Genomic DNA, 18,294 nt, shown 5'->3' with positions numbered 1-18,294 from the left:
CTTGACCCCGATTTAGGAAATTCCATGGCAAATACCGCACAAGCGCGCAAACGCGCTCGTCAAGCAGTTAAGCAAAACGCACACAACAGCTCGCAGCGCTCGACCCTGCGCACCGCCATCAAGGCCGTCCGCAAAGCCATCCAGGCAGGCGACAAAGCTGCTGCAACCACCATCTTCCAGTCGTCGGTCTCGACCATCGACAGCATCGCCGACAAGAAGATCATCCACAAGAACAAGGCCGCTCGCCACAAGAGCCGCCTGGCTGCTGCCCTGAAAGCCCTGTCGGCCTAATAGCCGGTTGGCGCGCAGCCCCGGCCGCGCTGGCAGTACAGTGGAAGAAAGACCCGCCTGGCGCAAGCCCGTCGGGTTTTTCCGCTTTCGGAGTGTTTTTTTATCCGGTTTCGGAGGCTGCTTGGTCCATCACCCCCTTGCCGAGCTCCACGCCAGGCACCCGATCGCCAGCGCCGAATTGCTCACTACCCAGGCACCATGCTGGTAGAGCAGGTCGGTCTTGCTGCGGTCCCTCACATCGAGTGCCCACACATCCCCCGAGGGCGACGACCACAGGATGCGTCCGTCGACCGCCTCGATGCCGGCGAACACCTGGGCGGGCAGGGTGCCTGGCTTGAAGAACACCATGACCGTATTCACGTCGGGCGGCGGCAGGGCGGCAACCGGTGCGCCCACCAGCACGGCCAGCACCAATGCCGCCGCGCCGCCGCGGCCGCCGGTGCTTCCATTGCCTCGCCGCAGCCACCAGCCGAGCGCAACAAAAGCGACGCCAAAGACGACAAACCACAGCAGGTCCCAGAACAGCACCTTGTCGCTGTCGAGCCTGACGCGGTGAATGCCGAGCACCCAGTGCGACAGGATGCCGTCGAGGATGTGCCAGGCGCCGAATCCGATGGCGGCATTCGCCGGCAGCAGGCGCTCGCCGTCCCCGCTGACATGATGCCGGCCCTTCCACAATTTCCACAACCCGGCAAGGGCGAGCACATACATCAGCAGGTGGAAGAAGCCGTCGGCCAGGATCTGCACGCGGATGTCCTGGAAGGGCGCACGCGTGACGAGCGAGAGGAGGTGGTGCCATTGCAGGATCTGGTGCAGCAGGATGCCGTCGAAAAAGCCGCCGAGGGCGAATCCCAGCAGATAGCCGGCCCAGCCGAGAGAGCGCAGCTCGGGAATGATGAATGCATCGGACTGGCGCACGCTCATGACGGCTCCTCATAATTGCTCACTATCCTAGCGCTTTCCGGGGTCGGCGAGCGCCGCGCAGCGGTCATTCGACTCCTTCTGGCCCAGCATGCCGCTTGCTAAAGCTGTGGCGCACAGTAAAATACTGGTGCATAATGTGAAACGCTCGTCTTATGTCTTATAGAAGACTTGAGCTCTCCCGGCAGCACGATTCGGGTGGCCCTGACGGCGCGCGGTCATTCATCTTGATGTCAAGGTGGAGTAGCATTACCGGGGCGTTACTTATTGAGTTTCATACATCGCGAACCGTTCGCGAGAACCGAGGAAAAAGCGCATGAGCAGTAATCCGACCATCATCTATACCCTGACCGACGAGGCGCCGCTGCTGGCGACCCACGCCTTCCTGCCAGTCGTCAGTTCCTTCACCAAGGCCGCCGGCATCGACGTCGTGTCGAGCGACATTTCGGTCGCGGCCCGTATCCTGGCTGCCTTCCCGGAAAACCTGACGCCGGAGCAGCGCGTGCCGGATGCCCTGGCCGAACTGGGCAAGAAGACGCTCGAGGCGGATGCGAACATCATCAAGCTGCCGAACATCAGCGCCTCGGTCGGCCAATTGAGCGCCGCGATCAAGGAACTGCAGGACAAGGGCTACAACCTGCCGGACTACCCGGCGGACGCCGCGACGGACGAAGCGAAAGCGATCAAGGCACGCTACAACAAGTGCATCGGTTCGGCCGTGAACCCGGTACTGCGCGAAGGTAACTCGGATCGCCGCGCACCGCGCGCCGTGAAAGAGTACGCACGCAAGAACCCGCACTCGATGGCCCCATGGTCACCGGCCTCGCGCACCCACGTCTCGCACATGACCCATGGCGACTTCTACCATGGCGAAAAGTCGATGACGGTGCAGGGCGCGCGCGACGTCAAGATGGAGCTGATCACCAAGAGCGGCCAGAACATTGTTCTGAAGCCAAAGGTTTCGCTGCAGGATGGCGAGATCATCGATTCGATGTTCATGAGCCGCAAGGCCCTGCTCGCGTTCTACCAGCAGCAGATCGACGACGCGAAAGAGACCGGCGTGCTGTTCTCGCTGCACGTGAAGGCAACGATGATGAAGGTCTCGCACCCGATCGTCTTCGGCCACTGCGTGCGCATGTTTTACAAGGAAGCGTTCGAAAAGCACGGCGCCCTGTTCGACAGCCTCGGCATCAACGTTAACAACGGCATGGCCGATCTGTACAACAAGATCGCCGACCTGCCGGCCTCGCAGCGCGAAGAAGTCGAGCGCGACCTGCATGCCTGCCAGGAACACCGTCCCGCGCTGGCCATGGTCGACTCGACCAAGGGCATCACCAATTTCCATTCGCCGAACGATGTCATCGTCGACGCGTCGATGCCTGCGATGATCCGCGCCGGCGGCAAGATGTACGACGCCAACGGCAAGCTGAAGGAAGTCAAGGCGGTCATTCCCGAATCGACTTTTGCGCGCATCTACCAGGAGATCATCAACTTCTGCAAATGGCACGGCGCTTTCGATCCGAAGACCATGGGCACCGTCCCGAACGTGGGCCTGATGGCCCAGCAGGCGGAGGAGTACGGTTCGCACGACAAGACCTTCGAAGTGCCGGAAGCAGGCGTTGCGAACATCACCGATCTTGCCACCGGCGAAGTCCTGCTGTCGCAGAACGTCGAGCAGGGTGACATCTGGCGCATGTGCCAGGTCAAGGATGCCCCGATCCGCGACTGGGTCAAGCTGGCCGTGACGCGCGCGCGCAACTCGGGCATGCCGACGGTGTTCTGGCTCGACCCATATCGTCCGCATGAGAACGAGCTGATCAAGAAGGTGCGCACCTACCTGAAGGACCACGACACAAGCGGCCTGGACATCCAGATCATGTCGCAGGTGCGTGCGATGCGCTACACCCTGGAGCGCGTCAGCCGCGGCCTGGATACCATCTCGGTGACCGGCAACATCCTGCGCGATTACCTGACCGACCTGTTCCCGATCCTGGAACTGGGCACCAGCGCCAAGATGCTGTCGATCGTCCCGCTGATGGCTGGCGGCGGCATGTATGAGACCGGTGCCGGCGGCTCGGCGCCAAAGCACGTGCAGCAGCTGACCGAAGAAAACCACCTGCGCTGGGATTCGCTGGGCGAATTCCTGGCCCTGGCCGTCAGCCTGGAAGACCTCGGCATCAAGACCGGCAGCACCAAGGCCAAGGTCCTGGCGAAAACGCTGGACGCCGCCACCGGCAAGCTGCTGGACAACCGCAAGTCGCCTTCGCCAAAGACCGGCGAGCTCGACAACCGCGGCAGCCAGTTCTACCTGTCGCTGTACTGGGCCCAGGAACTGGCCGCGCAGACCGACGATGCCGAACTGGCTGCTTACTTTGCGCCGCTGGCGAAGAACCTGGCCGAGAACGAAGCCAGGATCATCGCCGAGCTGCTCGAAGTGCAGGGCAAGCCGGCCGATATCGGTGGCTACTACAAGGCCGATGACGCCAAGGTGAAGGCCATCATGCGTCCGAGCGCGACGTTCAATGCTGCGCTGGAAACGCTGGGCACGTAAGTTCAGCTGCGTTTCATGAAAAACCCGCCGTCCCGAAAGGGCCGGCGGGTTTTTTTGTTTAAGGTCCTTTGGTCCGTAAGGCCGCTACCGGCACCTCGACGAATTCCCCCGGCATCAACGGATGCGTCTGCAACGAAAACGGCCCGATACTGCTGCGCACCAGCCGCAGCGTCGGCAAGCCTACCGCCGCCGTCATGCGCCGCACTTGCCGGTTCTTTCCCTCTTCCAGCGTGATGGCGATCCAGCTGGTCGGCTTGTCCTGGCGCGTGCGGATCGGCGGGTTGCGCGGCCACAGCCATTCGGGGTCAAGGATGCGTACCGCACGGCAGGGTTTGGTGACGAAGTCACCGAGGTCGAGCGGCGCCTGCAGGCGGCTCAAGGCGCCCGCGTCGGCAAGACCGTCGACCTGCACCAGGTAGGTCTTCGCTTCCTTGTGAGCGGGGTGGGCGATCTTGTGTTGCAGGCCACCGTCGTCCGTCAGCAGCATCAGCCCTTCGCTGTCGGCGTCCAGCCGGCCGGCGGGGTAGATGCCGGGGATGGCGAGATAGTCGGCCAGCGACTTTCGGCTTGCCTGCGGGCCTTCCTGCGGCGAAAACTGGCACAGGACCTGGAACGGTTTATTGAAGAGAATAAGCGGCATGAATAATGTTCGGAGCAAAAGCGGGGAGGGCGGGCAAAACGCTGGCCGTCCGGTCGTGGCATCTGGCAAAATAGTGGTGCATAATGCAAGTTGCCATCTTATGTCTTATAGAGGACTAGCAGATCCCGACGCTATTGTAATGCAGAGCGCGCGGCCAACCTGCAGACTGCGCTGCGACCACCTGGGAGAACACGATGTACCAACATATTAACGTACCAGCCGAGGGCCGGAAGATCACGGTCAATCCCGATTTCTCGCTCAAGGTGCCGGAGAACCCGATCATCCCCTACATCGAAGGCGACGGCACCGGCGCGGACATTACCCCGGTGATGCTGAAAGTGGTCGATGCAGCAGTCGCCAAGGCCTACGGCGGCGCGCGCAAGATCAGCTGGATGGAAATTTTTGCCGGCGAGAAGTCGACCAGCATCTATGGCCCGGACGTCTGGCTGCCGCCCGAGACGCTGGAAGTTGTCAAGGACTACGTGGTCTCGATCAAGGGCCCGCTGACCACGCCCGTCGGCGGCGGCATCCGTTCGCTCAACGTGGCGCTGCGCCAGGAACTCGACCTGTACGTGTGCCTGCGGCCGGTGCGCTATTTCGCCGGCGTGCCGTCGCCGCTGAAGCAGCCGGAAAAGACCGACATGGTCATTTTCCGCGAGAATTCGGAAGATATCTATGCCGGCATCGAATGGGAGGCCGGGTCGGAAGGCGTGAAGAAAGTGATCGACTTCTTGACCAACGAAATGGGCGTCAAGAAAATCCGCTTCCCGGAATCGTCGGGCATCGGCATCAAGCCGGTGTCGCGCGAAGGCACCGAGCGCCTGGTGCGCAAGGCAATCGGATATGCGATCGATAACGACAAGCCATCGGTGACGATTGTCCACAAGGGCAATATCATGAAATATACCGAAGGCGGTTTCCGCGATTGGGCGTATGCGCTGGCGCAAACCGAATTCGGCGCCGAACTCATCGACGGCGGCCCATGGTGCAAGTTGAAAAATCCGAAGACCGGGCGCGACATCATCATCAAGGATTCGATCGCCGACGCCTTCCTGCAGCAGATCCTGCTGCGTCCGGCCGAGTACAGCGTGATCGCGACGTTGAACCTGAACGGCGACTATATCTCCGACGCCCTGGCGGCCCAGGTCGGCGGCATCGGCATCGCGCCGGGCGCGAACATGTCCGACTCGGTCGCCATGTTCGAGGCGACCCACGGCACGGCGCCGAAGTACGCGGGCAAGGATTACGTGAACCCGGGATCGCTCATCCTGTCGGCGGAGATGATGCTACGCCACATGGGGTGGATCGAAGCCGCCGACCTGGTCATCTCGTCGATGGAAAAATCGATCACGTCCAAGCGCGTCACCTACGATTTTGCGCGTTTGATGGAAGACGCGACCCAGGTCTCGTGCTCGGGCTTCGGCGATGTGATGATTGAACAGATGCAATAAGCAAGCTGCGGCTTGCGGGCCCGTCTCGAAGCGGCGGGCTTGCTTGTTTGTAGCAGGGGAGGGGCTATTCCTATTCATTTCGCATGGACGAAAAAAAACCCCGCGCGTGGCGGGGTTTCTCGCTTCCCAGTGCGGAATTACATGCCCTGGATATTGGAAGCTTGCTTGCCTTTAGGGCCTTGCGTGACTTCGAATTGGACTTTCTGACCTTCTTTGAGGGTCTTAAAACCGTTCATGTTGATTGCGGAGAAATGCGCGAACAGATCCTCGCCGCCGTCATCTGGAGTGATGAAGCCAAAGCCTTTGGAATCATTGAACCACTTAACAGTACCAGTTGCCATAAAGAACTTTCAAATATAAACACATCACACGAGCCATAAAAGCAAGAAGCTTCTTGCCCCCTCCTCAGCCTGCTCACTTCTTATCAACACGTACATAAAAGACCATGTCAATGTAACCATTGTTGATGGAGTAAGTTTTGAAGTCAAGCCCTTTGATGAGGCTGTTGTTAATTTTTTCATACGACATGCTTACTCCTGCACACCCAGCTCTTGATTTTCGCAATCGGAACGCCATCTGCGCTTTCAACGGAAAACAAGTAAGATGAAGGCGAATCGAAGTGAACCGATTGTAGTGTCTGATATTTCCGCTTTGCAGCATCCTTGAACGCTTTAGAATACGCCCATGGCAACCAAGCACGATACCGAACAGCTGCTGGAGCGGCAAGTCGTAAAACCACCGCCCCTGTATCAGGTGGCGTTGTTGAATGATGACTACACACCGATGGAATTTGTTGTGGCAGTCATTCAGGAGTACTTCAACAAGGATCGCGAGACGGCGACGCAGATCATGCTTTCCGTACACCGTCATGGTAAGGGAGTGTGCGGGGTGTTTTCCAAAGATATAGCGTGTACCAAAGTGGAGTTTGTCTTAACGCATGCGCGCAAGGCGGGGCATCCCCTGCAGTGCGTGATGGAGGAAGTATGATTGCGCAGGAACTTGAAGTATCCCTACACATGGCCTTTGTCGAAGCCCGACAGGCACGGCACGAGTTCATTACCGTGGAGCACCTGCTGCTTGCGCTCCTCGACAATCCCTCGGCCGCGGAAGTCCTGCGTGCATGCGCGGTCAATATCGACGACCTGCGCAAGACCCTGACCAATTTCATCGGTGACAACACCCCGACCGTGCCCGGCACGGGCGAGGTCGACACCCAACCGACGCTCGGATTCCAGCGCGTGATCCAGCGCGCAATCATGCACGTCCAGTCGGCCTCGAACGGCAAGAAGGAAGTCACGGGCGCCAACGTGCTCGTCGCGATCTTCGGCGAGAAGGACTCGCATGCCGTCTACTACCTGCACCAGCAGGGCGTAACGCGCCTCGACGTGGTCAATTTCATCTCGCACGGCGTGCGCAAGGACCAGCAGATCGACAGCCAGAAGGCGTCGGAAGGCGTGGAAGAGGCGCAGGTAGAAGGTGCGACGAAAGAAAGCCCGCTCGACCAGTTCACGCAAAACCTGAACAAGGCGGCTGCCGACGGCAAGATCGATCCGCTGATCGGGCGCGAGGAAGAAGTCGACCGCGTCATTCAAATCCTGTGCCGCCGCCGCAAGAACAATCCGCTGCTGGTCGGCGAAGCCGGTGTCGGCAAGACCGCGATCGCCGAAGGCCTGGCATGGCGCATTGTCCAGGAAGAAGTGCCCGAGATTTTGCAGAACGCGGTCGTGTTCTCGCTCGACATGGGCGCGCTGCTGGCCGGCACCAAATACCGCGGCGACTTCGAACAGCGCCTGAAGGCCGTCCTCAAGCAATTGAAGGACACGCCGAACGGCATCCTGTTCATCGACGAGATCCACACGATCATCGGCGCCGGTTCGGCTTCGGGCGGCACGCTCGACGCATCGAACCTGCTCAAGCCTGCTCTCGCGAACGGCCAGCTGAAATGCATCGGCGCGACCACGTTCACGGAATTCCGCGGCGTGTTCGAGAAGGACCATGCACTGTCGCGCCGCTTCCAGAAGGTCGATGTCAACGAGCCGACCGTCGAGCAGACCGTGCAGATCCTGCGCGGCCTGAAGTCGCGCTTCGAAGAGCACCATGGCGTGAAGTATTCGTCCTCGGCGCTTTCCACCGCGGCCGAACTGGCAGCGCGCTTCATCAACGACCGTCACCTGCCTGACAAGGCGATCGACGTCATCGACGAAGCCGGCGCCGCGCAGCGCATCCTGCCGAAGTCGAAGCAGAAGAAAACCATCGGCAAGGCCGAGATCGAGGAAATCATCGCCAAGATCGCGCGCATTCCACCGCAAACGGTCAACCAGGACGACCGCAGCAAGCTGCAGACGATCGACCGCGACTTGCGCAACGTCGTCTTCGGCCAGGATCCTGCGATCGACGCGCTGGCGTCGGCCATCAAGATGGCGCGCGCGGGCCTGGGCAAGCAGGACAAGCCGATCGGCTCCTTCCTGTTCTCCGGTCCGACCGGTGTCGGCAAGACCGAGGTGGCCAAGCAATTGGCCTTCATCCTCGGCATCGAGCTGATTCGCTTCGACATGTCGGAGTACATGGAGCGTCACGCCGTGTCGCGCCTGATCGGTGCGCCGCCGGGCTATGTCGGCTTCGACCAGGGTGGTCTCCTCACGGAAGCCATCACCAAGAAGCCGCACGCGGTACTGCTGCTGGACGAGATTGAAAAAGCCCACCCGGACATTTTCAACATCCTGCTGCAGGTGATGGACCATGGCACGCTGACCGACAACAACGGGCGCAAGGCCGACTTCCGCAACGTGATCATCGTCATGACCACGAATGCGGGCGCGGAAAGCCTGACCAAGCGCTCGGTGGGCTTTGTCGACTCGAAGGCCGCCGGCGACGAGCTGGCCGACATCAAGCGTATGTTTACGCCGGAGTTCCGCAACCGCCTGGACGCGACCATCAGCTTCCGTGCGCTGGACCAGGAAATCATTCTGCGCGTCGTGGACAAGTTCCTGATGCAGCTGGAAGAGCAGCTGCACGAGAAGAAGGTGGAAGCCATCTTCACCGAGAAGCTGCGCAAGTTCCTCGGCTCGAAGGGCTTCGATCCTCAAATGGGTGCGCGTCCGATGTCGCGCCTGATCCAGGACATGATCCGCAAGGCGCTGGCCGACGAGCTGCTGTTCGGCCGCCTGGTCAACGGCGGACGCGTCACGGTCGAGTTGAACGAGAAGGACGAAGTCACGCTCGAGTTCCCGGAGGGCGACGTCCTGCCGCCGCCGGCCCCGGCCGAGACGGTCGAGATCGAATAAGTCTCGACGGCTGCTCAATAACCGCGCCACGTGCGCGGTTTTTTTTCGTTTGGAAAATGGCCGATCCATTCATGAACTCGTCATATTCGATAGTTACACTGGTGCAACTCCAACCTACCGTGACCCGCATGTCCCTCGCCAAACTCCAGACCGGAAGCAGGATCCTCGGTTCGTTCTGCATCGTCTCCCTCCTGATCGTCCTCATCACCGCCGTCGCACTGTGGCGCATGCAGGCCGCCGATGCGATCACACACGACCTGGTGCAGGACAAGCTGGCCAAGCAGCAGCTTGCATCGGACCTGCTGGGCGTGGCCCGCCTCAACGGCCTGCGCATCATGTCGGTTGCGCGCAGTGACAGCCTCGAACTGGCCGACTTGTACAAGGAACAGCTGCAAGCCGGCGAGAAGCGCGCAAACGACATCGCGACGGCAGTGCGCGCGCTTCCGGCATCAGGCGCGGAACTGGCGCTGCTGCGCGCAATCGGCGAACACAAAATGGCGCTGGCCGCAGCGACGAAAGCCGTCTTCTCCGCCAAGGATACCGGCCGCACCCAGGAGGCCGAGGAACTGCTGGCGCGCACACTGGAACCGGCCTTCGCCCGCTACACCGCCAGCCTCGACGCGCTGTTGCAGCACCAGGCGCGCCAGGCACGGATCCTAGCTGCCGACTCGGCCAGTGTGTCGGCCTTCAGCCGCATGCTGCTGCTGGCACTAGGTGCGGCAGCGCTGGCCGCCGGCGGTGTGCTTGGCTGGCTTCTCACCCGCAGCATCGTCGCTCCGCTCCAGCAGGCCGTGACGCTGGCCGAAGACGTGGCGCGCGGTGACCTGCGCCCGGTCATCCACCACAACCGGTTTGACGAAATCGGCCGCCTGTTCGACGCCCTGAACGGCATGACGAGCGGCGTATCTGCCACCGTATCGCGTGTGCTGCTTGGGGCGCGTGAAATCGACAGTGCTTCGACCGGCATTGCCGAAGGCAACCACGACCTGAGCGCGCGTACCGAACGTCAGGCCGGCGCCTTGAAGCAGACCGCCGCCGCCATGCATGACCTGACGGGCGCGATTGTGCGCAACAACGCCAGCGCCCGGCGCGCCAATGCGCTGGCGCAGGACGCATCGACAATAGCGGGCGAGGGTGTGCGCGCGGTCGAGCAGGTGGTGGCGCGCATGGAAGCGTTGAGAACCTCCGCGGACAAGATTGTCCACATCACCGGCATGATCGACAGCATCGCCTTCCAGACAAATATCCTGGCACTGAATGCCGCCGTCGAGGCGGCGCGCGCCGGGCCGGAGGGACGCGGCTTTGCCGTCGTTGCAGCCGAAGTACGCAACCTGGCCCAGCATTCGGCGGCGGCGGCCAAGGAAATCAAGACCCTGATCGGCGCCTCGGCCGGCGAGATCGCGGCCGGTACGGGGATCGCCGCCGGTGCCGGTGCGACCATGGGCGCGGTGCTGCAGCATGTGCGCGAGGTGGCCGAGCTGCTGGCGGCGATCGATGCCGACAGCGCCGGCCAGGCTGGCGGCGTGGCAGAAGTCGCCCGCGCGATCGCCGACATCGACCTGGCGACGCGCCAGAATGCGGCGATGGTGGACCAGGCTGCGACAGCCGCCGAGGCGATGCGCACGCAGGCGGCCGAGCTCTCGCAGCTGGTCGCCACCTTCAAGTTGAGAAGCGCAGCCGGTACCGGGCTGCCGGCCCTGGCCTAAACCGCCGCCAAGGCCCGCCGCAAATCCTCCCGCTGGTCCTCCACATGCTCGATCCCCACCGACAGCCGGATCAAGGTGTCGCTGATGCCCAGCTCCGCGCGCTGCGCCGGCGGAATGGTGGCATGGGTCATCAGGGCCGGATGCTCGATCAGGCTTTCGACGCCACCCAGGCTTTCAGCCAGCGTGAACACACGGCAGGCTTCCAGGAAACGCCGCGCGCCGGCCAGGTTTGACTCCAGCTCGATCGAGACGATGCCGCCGAAACCGCTCATCTGGCGCCGCGCCAACGCGTGCTGCGGGTGCGTTTCCAGCCCCGGATAATAGACCTGGCGCACCTTCGGTTCGCGTTCGAGCCAACCTGCCAGGTCCAGCGCATTTGCGTTGCTGCGCTCCACGCGCAGGGCCAGCGTCTTGATCCCGCGTAGCACCAGGAAGCTGTCGAACGGTCCCTGGATCGCACCGACGGCATTCTGGATGAAGCCGAGCTGCTCGCGCAACTCGGCATGGTGCGGTGCGTTGCCGACCACCGCCACGCCGCCAATCACATCCGAATGGCCGTTCATGTACTTGGTGGTCGAATGCACGACGATGTCGATGCCCAGTTCCAGCGGACGCTGGTTGATCGGGCTGGCGAAGGTGTTGTCGCACACCGTGATGATGCCGCGCTCGCGGCACAGCCTCGCAATCGCCGCCAGGTCCGCCAGTTTGAGCATCGGGTTGGTTGGCGTCTCGACCCAGACCAGGCGCGTGTCCGCCGTCAGGCTTGACGCCAGCGCTTGCGGATCGGCCAGGTTCACGTACGTGAAATGGTGACCCGCGCTCTTGCGGCGCACCCGCTCGAACAGGCGGTAGGTGCCGCCATACATGTCGTCGCCGGCGACGATGTGCGAGCCGGCGGGCAGCAGTTCAAGTACCGCTGAAATGGCCGCCAGGCCCGAGGCGAACGCGAAGGCGCCGCTGCCGCTTTCGATATCGGCCACGCAGCGCTCGAGCGCCCAGCGCGTCGGATTGTGCGAGCGGCCGTAATCGAGCCCTTTGTGCACGCCCGGACTTTCCTGGGCAAAGGTCGAGGTGGCGAAGATCGGCGGCATCACGGCGCCGGTGCTGGGCTCCGGCGATTGGCCGCCGTGGATGACGCGGGTGGCCAGGTGAAATTTGGTATCCGATGGATTCACGATAAGGTCCTGCGCAAATGGTTGAGAAGGTCGAAGCGGGTGATCAGGCCGTAGAAGCGCTCGTCGTCGTCAATCACGGCGGTCAGTCCGCGGTCGAGGATGTCGCGCAGCTGGGCCATGCTGGCCGAGGGCGGCAGCGTTTGCAGCGCACGGGTCATGGCGCTGGCAACCGTCGTCTGGAAGCGCGACGCTTCCGTCGTGACGTGCAGCAGCAGGTCGGATTCGTCGACGATGCCGACCAGGCGAGCGTTGTCGATCACGGGCAGCTGGGCCAGGTCGCTCGAGCGCATGCGGTTGAACGCGGTGAGCAGGGTGTCGCCCGGCGCCACGGTGACGACTTCACCGGCGTCGAAACGGCGCCCGACGAGGTCGCGCAGGTCGCCGAGTTTGGGCCGCTGCAGCAGGCCCTGGTCGACCATCCAGCCATCGCTGTAGACCTTGGTGAGATAGCGGGTGCCCGTGTCGCACACAAAAGTGGCGACGCGCTTCGGGCTGGTCTGCGCCCGGCAGTATTTCAGGGCCGCGGCGAGCAGGGTGCCGGTCGAGGAGCCGGCCAAAATACCTTCATGTTGCAGGAGGGCGCGCGCCGTGCCGAAGCTTTCCTCGTCCGAAATCGTATACGCGCTCTTCACCCGCGACAGGTCGGCGATGCCGGGAATGAAGTCTTCGCCGATGCCTTCCACCGCCCACGAACCTGCTTCCTTGGCGAGGTGGCCGGTATTGACGTAGTCGGCCAGGATCGACCCCTTCGGGTCGGCCAGCACGAATTCGAGCGCTGGCTGCACGCGCGCAAAATAAGTCGACAGGCCGGTGAGGGTACCCGACGAGCCCACGCCGACCACGATCGCGTCGAGTTCGTGACTGGTCTGCTCCCACAGTTCCGGGCCGGTGGTCGTTTCGTGGGCGCGCGGGTTGGCGGGATTGTTGAACTGGTCGGCAAACCAGGCGCCGGGAATCTCGCGCGCCAGGCGCGCGGCGTAATCCTGGTAGTACTCGGGATGCCCCTTGCCGACATCGGAACGGGTCAGGTGGATCTCGGCGCCCAGGGCTTTGAGGTGCAGGATTTTTTCGGCTGCCATCTTGTCGGGCACGACCAGCACCACGCGATAGCCCTTGATGCGGGCCACCAGCGCCAGGCCCAGGCCGGTATTCCCGGCGGTGGCCTCGACCACAGTGCCGCCGGGTTTCAGGCTGCCATCAAGCTCGGCTTGCTCGATCATGGCGCGGCCGATGCGGTCCTTGATCGAGCCGCCCGGGTTTTGCGATTCCAGCTTCAGGAATAACTGGCACGGACCGGTGTCCATGCGGGTGACTTGTACGAGCGGGGTATTGCCGATCAGGGAGAAAATGGCTGCTTGAGACGCGTGTTGCAAATCGCCTTGCATAGTGCGTTGCATGATGCCTCCAGAACGGCGTCTTGTGGACGCCGCGAACGCCGATGAGCGGGCGCAGATGGGCGCCCGGCCTGAATAAAAAGGACATGGTACGGCGCTTCCGGGAGCGATGGTTTGCACTGGCGCGAACCGTGGCGCGTATGCGATTTGTCACCTGCGTGCGCAGGGCTGAAGGCTAAAGTAGGCGCGCATTTGGGTTGTCATTAAAAGAGCCTTAGCGCCTCCCCAGGCATAAAATTTATTAATTGCTTCAGTTGCAACTGTTATACTGAAGTATCAATTTACTGCATGAACAAACCTATGACTACGAAACGCATTCTTGCCATTGCCGCGGCCTGCGCGCTCTCCCTGTTGAGCGCCTGCGGCAGTAACGAAGGCGTTGAGCTCGGCGCATTCCCCGCCATTAGCAAAACCGAGGGTGATCCTCCCTTCGCGCTGACGGCGCCAAGCTCCAAAAGCCCCGCGGCCTTCTCTTACGCGAGCAGCGACACGCGGGTCGCCAGCATCGTCGGGGACATGGTCACCGTCGGCATTGCCGGTACCACCACGATCACGGCGCGGCAAGGCGAACTGGGCAGCTACAACCCGACCTCGACCAGCGCCGTGCTCACGGTAGCGAAACGCGTGTGCGTCGCGCCCTTGGTCAACGAGAACGGCCAGTGCGTGGTCCCCACGACCACGGCGGCGTATGTGTCAAGCACAGGTGTGACCTGGATGCCGGCCACCATCGCGCTGACCTGGGCCGAGGCGGACGCGTATTGCAAGAATACGAGCATCCAGAAGACGACCGGCTGGAAGCTCCCGACACAGTTCGAGCTGGCGGCATTGGTCAGCTCAGGCGCGCTGAGTGGGCAGGGCTGGGCGGCGGGCCATGCCTGGACGGCCACCGCCGGCAGCACGGCCGACAGTCACTTCGCGGTCAACCTGGGCAGTGGCGCATCGGATGCATTCCCGAAGGAAAACAAGGCCTTCCTCACCTGCGTGCGTTGATCAGCGCATTGTTTACGTTTCGGCCTTCAGCCGCCGCCACAAGGTCGTGCGGCTGATGCCGAGGTGGCGCGCAGCGGCATCGCGCTGTCCGCCAAAGCGCGCCATGACCTCGGCGACGCTTTCCGTGGCCACGGCTTGCGCGGCCGGAGGGGCGGGCAGCGCGATCCCGGCGTCAGGCGCGCCCAGCTCCGGCGCGATCCCCAGCAAAAAATTCGGCGTCAACGCCTGCAGCGGTTCGGCCGCCAGGAACAGCGCCAGCCTCTCCATCAGGTTGCGCAGCTCGCGCACATTGCCCGGCCAGGGATGGCGCAGCAACAGCGGCGCGCAGGTCGTAATCTCGGCGTGCAGGTTCGGATGGGGTTTGGCGCCCAGCGCCGCGAGCGACTGCTTGAGCGACCATTCGGCCAGCGGCACGATATCGAGCGCGCGCGCGCGCAGCGGCGGCAGGGGTAGCCGCAGCACGGCGAGGCGGTAGAACAGGTCGGCCCGAAAACGGCCCTCGCGCACCCGCGCCGCCAGGTCGCAATGGGTCGCGCTGACCACCCGCACGTCGATCGGCACCGGGCGCGTACCACCCACGCGCATGACTTCACGTTCCTCCAATACCCGCAGCAGCCGCGTTTGCAAGGCGAGTGGCATCTCGCCGATCTCGTCCAGGAACAGCGTGCCGCGGTTGGCCGCCTCGAACAGGCCCGCGTGGCCGCCGCGGCGCGCGCCCGTGAACGCGCCTTCCTCATGGCCGAACAATTCGGATTCGAGCAGCGACTCGGCGATCGCGCCGCAGTTCACCGCCACGAAAGGCCGGTTCGGGCCCAGGCTGCGCGGTCCTTCGCGGTGGATCGCCTGGGCCACCAGTTCCTTGCCGCTGCCGGTCTCGCCCTCGATCAGTACCGTCGCCGGCGAGCGCGCATACAGCACCACGGTCTGGCGCAGGCGCTCCATGGCCTCGGACTCGCCACGCAAGTCGTTCAGGCCGCGCCGCGCGCGCCGCGATTCATTTGCCGGGCCGCGCCGGATGCGGTTTGCTTCCAGCTGGGTCAGGCGCGCCAGCTCCAGCGCGTCATCGAAGGCCTGGCGGATCGAGGCCGCCGAATACAGGAAGATACCGGTCAAACCGGCTTCCTCGGCCAGGTCCGTGATCAGGCCGGCACCGACGATCACCTCGATCCCGGCCGCCTTCATCTCGTCCATCGCCGCGCGCGCGTCCTCGCGCGTCACATAGCTGCGCTGGGCGACCGTTAACCCGAACGTGGCGCTGAACTCGGCCAGTTCCGGCAGCGGTTGCTGGTAGCTGATCACGCCGATGCGCGTGGAAACCTTGCGCGCCCGCGCCAGCGCGCCCATCACGTCATAGCCGCTGGCTTTCGCGACGATCACCGGCGCCGAGACCCGGCCTTTCAGGTAGGCGCCGTTCGAGCCGGCGGCGATGACCACGTCGCAGCGTTCATCTGCCATCCGTTCGCGGATATGGCGCGCCGCTTCGTCAAAACCCAGGTCGATCGGTTCGATGGTCGCCAGGTGGTCATACTCAAGCGTGATGTCGCGAAACAAGTCGGCCAGGCGCGATACGGAGACGGTCCAGATGACCGGTTTATCAAGGTATTGCGAAGGAGGGGAGAAGGAGCGCATGTTGCAATTTTACTGCAATCGTGTTTCGATTGTTTCACTTGAAACGTTTCATGAAACATTGTTTCGCCTCAAGCCAGAGTTCCTGTCATGCTAAGTGATTGAAACGATGTTGTTTTGGGCCTGTCCAACACCTGCACGGAGACTGGCACGCTCCTTGCAAAGAAATAGGACATTCATTTCTCGATTCACCCAGGAGACCCCATGATCCAATCCGCAGGCGCCGCGTTTCGCAAAGCCGTCCAAGAAGAATCCCCGCTGCAAGTCGTCGGCGCCATCAACGCGAATCATGCACTGCTGGCCAAGCGCGCCGGTTTTAAAGCCATCTACCTGTCGGGCGGCGGTGTTGCCGCCGGCTCGCTCGGCCTGCCGGACCTGGGCATCTCGAACCTGGACGACGTGCTGACCGACGTGCGCCGCATCACCGACGTCTGCGACCTGCCGCTGCTGGTCGACGTCGACACCGGCTTCGGCTCTTCGGCCTTCAACGTCGCGCGCACCGTGAAATCTATGATCAAGTTCGGCGCCGCCGCGATCCACATCGAAGACCAGGTCGGCGCCAAACGCTGCGGCCACCGTCCGGGCAAGGAAATCGTCTCGAAACAGGAAATGGTCGACCGCATCAAGGCCGCCGTCGACGCGCGGACCGACGACAATTTCGTGATCATGGCGCGTACCGATGCGCTGGCCGTGGAAGGCATCGACGCCGCCATCGAGCGCGCGGTCGCCTGCGTCGAAGCGGGCGCCGACATGGTGTTCCCGGAAGCGATGACCGACCTCGCCATGTACTCGCGCTTCGCGAAAGCGGTTGGCGTGCCGATCCTGGCGAACATCACCGAATTCGGGTCGACCCCGCTGTTCACGGTCGATGAACTCAACACCGCCGATGTCGGCCTGGTCCTGTATCCGCTGTCGGCTTTCCGCGCGATGAACAAGGCAGCCGAAAACGTCTACACTGCGATTCGCCGCGACGGCAGCCAGCAGGCTGTGGTCGACACCATGCAGACCCGCGCCGAACTGTACGACCGCATCAACTACCACGACTTCGAACAGAAGCTCGACGCACTCTTCGCTGCGCAGAAGAGATAATTGACACCTGAAGTGGAGATTCCCATGACTGAACAAGCCCCCGCTTTCAAGCCAAAAAAATCCGTCGCCCTGTCGGGTGTTGCCGCCGGTAACACAGCCCTGTGCTCGGTCGGCAAATCCGGCAACGACCTGCACTACCGCGGCTACGACATCCTGGACGTCGCCAACGCCTGCGAATTCGAAGAAATCGCCTACCTGCTGGTGCACGGCAAGCTGCCGAATTTCGCCGAACTAAAGGGCTACAAGGCCAAGCTGAGAATGCTGCGCGGCCTGCCGCAAGCGGTGAAGCAGGCGCTCGAGGCGCTGCCTGCCGGCAGCCACCCGATGGACGTGATGCGCACCGGCGTCTCGGCGCTGGGCTGCGCGCTGCCGGAAAAAGACGACCACAATATCGCCGGCGCGCGCGACATCGCCGACCGCCTGATGGCCTCCTTCGGCTCGATGCTGCTGTACTGGTACCACTTCAGCCACAATGGCAAGCGCATCGAAACCCAGACCGACGACGACTCGATCGGCGGCCACTTCCTGCACCTGCTGCACGGCCACGCGCCGAAGGAAGAGTGGGTGCGGGCGATGCACACTTCGCTCATTCTCTATGCCGAGCACGAATTCAACGCCTCGACCTTCACGGCACGCGTGATCGCCGGCACCGGTGCCGACATGCACTCGGCCATTACCGGCGCGATCGGCGCGCTGCGCGGACCGAAGCATGGCGGCGCGAACGAAGTCGCATTGGATATCCAGAAGCGCTACGAAAACGCCGATGAAGCCGAAGCCGATATCCGCAATCGCGTGGCGAACAAGGAGGTCGTGATCGGCTTCGGCCATCCGGTCTACACCATCTCGGATCCGCGCAACGTGGTCATCAAGGAAGTCGCGCGCTCGCTGTCGCAAGCGGCCGGCTCGACGAAGATGTTCGACATCGCCGAGCGCCTCGAATCGGTGATGTGGGAAGTCAAAAAAATGTTCCCGAACCTGGACTGGTTCTCGGCCGTGTCGTATCACATGATGGGCGTGCCGACCGCCATGTTCACGCCGCTGTTCGTCATCTCGCGCACCTCCGGCTGGGCCGCGCACGTCATCGAACAGCGCATCGACAACAAGATCATCCGCCCGAGCGCGAACTATGTCGGTCCCGAAGACCTGCGGTTCGTGCCGATCGCCGATCGCACGTGA

15 protein-coding genes are annotated in these 18,294 nt (G+C 62.8%); 9 read left to right on the top strand and 6 right to left on the bottom strand.

Going from position 1 to position 18,294, the window contains the following annotated elements; translation table 11 throughout:
* Positions 1–24: 24 nt before the first annotated feature.
* The gene (gene rpsT, locus ACHAC9_RS21535; RefSeq protein ID WP_110846758.1) at positions 25–291 is read left to right on the top strand and encodes a 30S ribosomal protein S20; all 267 of its coding nucleotides are present in this window, start codon (positions 25–27) and stop codon (positions 289–291) included.
* A gap of 129 nt (positions 292–420) precedes the next feature.
* Here the strand turns inward: rpsT and ACHAC9_RS21530 are convergent, their stop codons facing one another.
* Positions 421–1,215, bottom strand: a complete 795-nt coding sequence (locus ACHAC9_RS21530) for a DUF2243 domain-containing protein (protein ID WP_435763295.1) — start codon at positions 1,213–1,215, stop codon at positions 421–423.
* Positions 1,216–1,528: 313 nt separating this feature from the next.
* Between ACHAC9_RS21530 and ACHAC9_RS21525 the strand changes: the two genes are divergently transcribed.
* On the top strand, positions 1,529–3,763 hold the full coding sequence (locus ACHAC9_RS21525) for an NADP-dependent isocitrate dehydrogenase (RefSeq protein WP_435763293.1): 2,235 nt from the start codon (positions 1,529–1,531) through the stop codon (positions 3,761–3,763).
* Positions 3,764–3,821: 58 nt separating this feature from the next.
* On the opposite strand, the gene ACHAC9_RS21520 is transcribed toward ACHAC9_RS21525, so the two are convergent.
* The gene (locus tag ACHAC9_RS21520; RefSeq protein ID WP_435763291.1) at positions 3,822–4,403 is read right to left on the bottom strand and encodes a pseudouridine synthase; all 582 of its coding nucleotides are present in this window, start codon (positions 4,401–4,403) and stop codon (positions 3,822–3,824) included.
* Between the two features lie 194 nt (positions 4,404–4,597).
* Between ACHAC9_RS21520 and icd the strand changes: the two genes are divergently transcribed.
* Complete coding sequence (gene icd, locus ACHAC9_RS21515; protein ID WP_435763289.1) at positions 4,598–5,854, top strand: NADP-dependent isocitrate dehydrogenase; 1,257 nt, start codon at positions 4,598–4,600, stop codon at positions 5,852–5,854.
* A gap of 137 nt (positions 5,855–5,991) precedes the next feature.
* Here the strand turns inward: icd and cspE are convergent, their stop codons facing one another.
* Positions 5,992–6,195, bottom strand: a complete 204-nt coding sequence (gene cspE / locus ACHAC9_RS21510) for a transcription antiterminator/RNA stability regulator CspE (protein ID WP_020653506.1) — start codon at positions 6,193–6,195, stop codon at positions 5,992–5,994.
* A gap of 343 nt (positions 6,196–6,538) precedes the next feature.
* Between cspE and clpS the strand changes: the two genes are divergently transcribed.
* From clpS to ACHAC9_RS21495, 3 genes are all read left to right on the top strand, one after another.
* Complete coding sequence (gene clpS, locus ACHAC9_RS21505) at positions 6,539–6,841, top strand: ATP-dependent Clp protease adapter ClpS (RefSeq protein ID WP_192056713.1); 303 nt, start codon at positions 6,539–6,541, stop codon at positions 6,839–6,841.
* Entirely contained in the window at positions 6,838–9,138 is a 2,301-nt protein-coding gene (gene clpA, locus ACHAC9_RS21500; RefSeq protein WP_435763286.1) for an ATP-dependent Clp protease ATP-binding subunit ClpA, read from the top strand. Before clpS ends, clpA begins: the two co-directional genes overlap by 4 nt.
* A 128-nt stretch (positions 9,139–9,266) precedes the next feature.
* Positions 9,267–10,844, top strand: coding sequence for a methyl-accepting chemotaxis protein (locus ACHAC9_RS21495; protein WP_435763284.1), 1,578 nt, complete (start codon positions 9,267–9,269; stop codon positions 10,842–10,844).
* Here ACHAC9_RS21495 and ACHAC9_RS21490 read toward each other — a convergent pair.
* Positions 10,841–12,019, bottom strand: coding sequence for a trans-sulfuration enzyme family protein (locus tag ACHAC9_RS21490; protein WP_435763282.1), 1,179 nt, complete (start codon positions 12,017–12,019; stop codon positions 10,841–10,843). The two genes, ACHAC9_RS21495 and ACHAC9_RS21490, sit on opposite strands and share 4 nt — an antisense overlap.
* Positions 12,016–13,416 carry a pyridoxal-phosphate dependent enzyme gene (locus ACHAC9_RS21485; RefSeq protein WP_435763279.1) on the bottom strand — a complete coding sequence of 467 codons (1,401 nt, stop codon included), beginning with the start codon at positions 13,414–13,416 and terminating at the stop codon, positions 12,016–12,018. The genes ACHAC9_RS21490 and ACHAC9_RS21485 overlap by 4 nt, the downstream gene beginning before the upstream one ends.
* A gap of 297 nt (positions 13,417–13,713) precedes the next feature.
* On the opposite strand from ACHAC9_RS21485, the gene ACHAC9_RS21480 reads away from it, so the two are divergent.
* Entirely contained in the window at positions 13,714–14,403 is a 690-nt protein-coding gene (locus tag ACHAC9_RS21480) for a DUF1566 domain-containing protein (protein ID WP_435763277.1), read from the top strand.
* 12 nt (positions 14,404–14,415) lie between these two features.
* Here ACHAC9_RS21480 and prpR read toward each other — a convergent pair whose 3' ends face one another.
* Positions 14,416–16,032, bottom strand: a complete 1,617-nt coding sequence (gene prpR, locus ACHAC9_RS21475; RefSeq protein ID WP_435763274.1) for a propionate catabolism operon regulatory protein PrpR — start codon at positions 16,030–16,032, stop codon at positions 14,416–14,418.
* A gap of 201 nt (positions 16,033–16,233) precedes the next feature.
* Here prpR and prpB point away from each other — a divergent pair, with 201 nt between their 5' ends.
* Together prpB and prpC are read left to right on the top strand one after the other, a co-directional pair.
* On the top strand, positions 16,234–17,118 hold the full coding sequence (prpB, locus tag ACHAC9_RS21470; RefSeq protein ID WP_435763272.1) for a methylisocitrate lyase: 885 nt from the start codon (positions 16,234–16,236) through the stop codon (positions 17,116–17,118).
* 24 nt (positions 17,119–17,142) lie between these two features.
* Entirely contained in the window at positions 17,143–18,294 is a 1,152-nt protein-coding gene (gene prpC / locus ACHAC9_RS21465; RefSeq protein WP_435763270.1) for a bifunctional 2-methylcitrate synthase/citrate synthase, read from the top strand.

The sequence above is a fragment of the Massilia sp. CMS3.1 genome, from assembly GCF_051262535.1.
Lineage (GTDB): Bacteria > Pseudomonadota > Gammaproteobacteria > Burkholderiales > Burkholderiaceae_D > Telluria.
Note: the sequence above shows the minus strand (reverse complement) of the source record. Positions and strands in the feature narration are given on the sequence as shown.

Coding starts and splice junctions, on each gene's coding strand:
- cspE (WP_020653506.1), bottom strand. CDS start 6,195: ATGGCAACTGGTACTGTTAAGTGGTTCAATGATTCCAAAGGCTTTGGC.
- clpA (WP_435763286.1), top strand. CDS start 6,838: ATGATTGCGCAGGAACTTGAAGTATCCCTACACATGGCCTTTGTCGAA.
- ACHAC9_RS21520 (WP_435763291.1), bottom strand. CDS start 4,403: ATGCCGCTTATTCTCTTCAATAAACCGTTCCAGGTCCTGTGCCAGTTT.
- ACHAC9_RS21525 (WP_435763293.1), top strand. CDS start 1,529: ATGAGCAGTAATCCGACCATCATCTATACCCTGACCGACGAGGCGCCG.
- clpS (WP_192056713.1), top strand. CDS start 6,539: ATGGCAACCAAGCACGATACCGAACAGCTGCTGGAGCGGCAAGTCGTA.
- rpsT (WP_110846758.1), top strand. CDS start 25: ATGGCAAATACCGCACAAGCGCGCAAACGCGCTCGTCAAGCAGTTAAG.
- ACHAC9_RS21480 (WP_435763277.1), top strand. CDS start 13,714: ATGACTACGAAACGCATTCTTGCCATTGCCGCGGCCTGCGCGCTCTCC.
- ACHAC9_RS21495 (WP_435763284.1), top strand. CDS start 9,267: ATGTCCCTCGCCAAACTCCAGACCGGAAGCAGGATCCTCGGTTCGTTC.
- ACHAC9_RS21485 (WP_435763279.1), bottom strand. CDS start 13,416: ATGCAACGCACTATGCAAGGCGATTTGCAACACGCGTCTCAAGCAGCC.
- ACHAC9_RS21530 (WP_435763295.1), bottom strand. CDS start 1,215: ATGAGCGTGCGCCAGTCCGATGCATTCATCATTCCCGAGCTGCGCTCT.
- prpR (WP_435763274.1), bottom strand. CDS start 16,032: ATGCGCTCCTTCTCCCCTCCTTCGCAATACCTTGATAAACCGGTCATC.
- icd (WP_435763289.1), top strand. CDS start 4,598: ATGTACCAACATATTAACGTACCAGCCGAGGGCCGGAAGATCACGGTC.
- prpB (WP_435763272.1), top strand. CDS start 16,234: ATGATCCAATCCGCAGGCGCCGCGTTTCGCAAAGCCGTCCAAGAAGAA.
- prpC (WP_435763270.1), top strand. CDS start 17,143: ATGACTGAACAAGCCCCCGCTTTCAAGCCAAAAAAATCCGTCGCCCTG.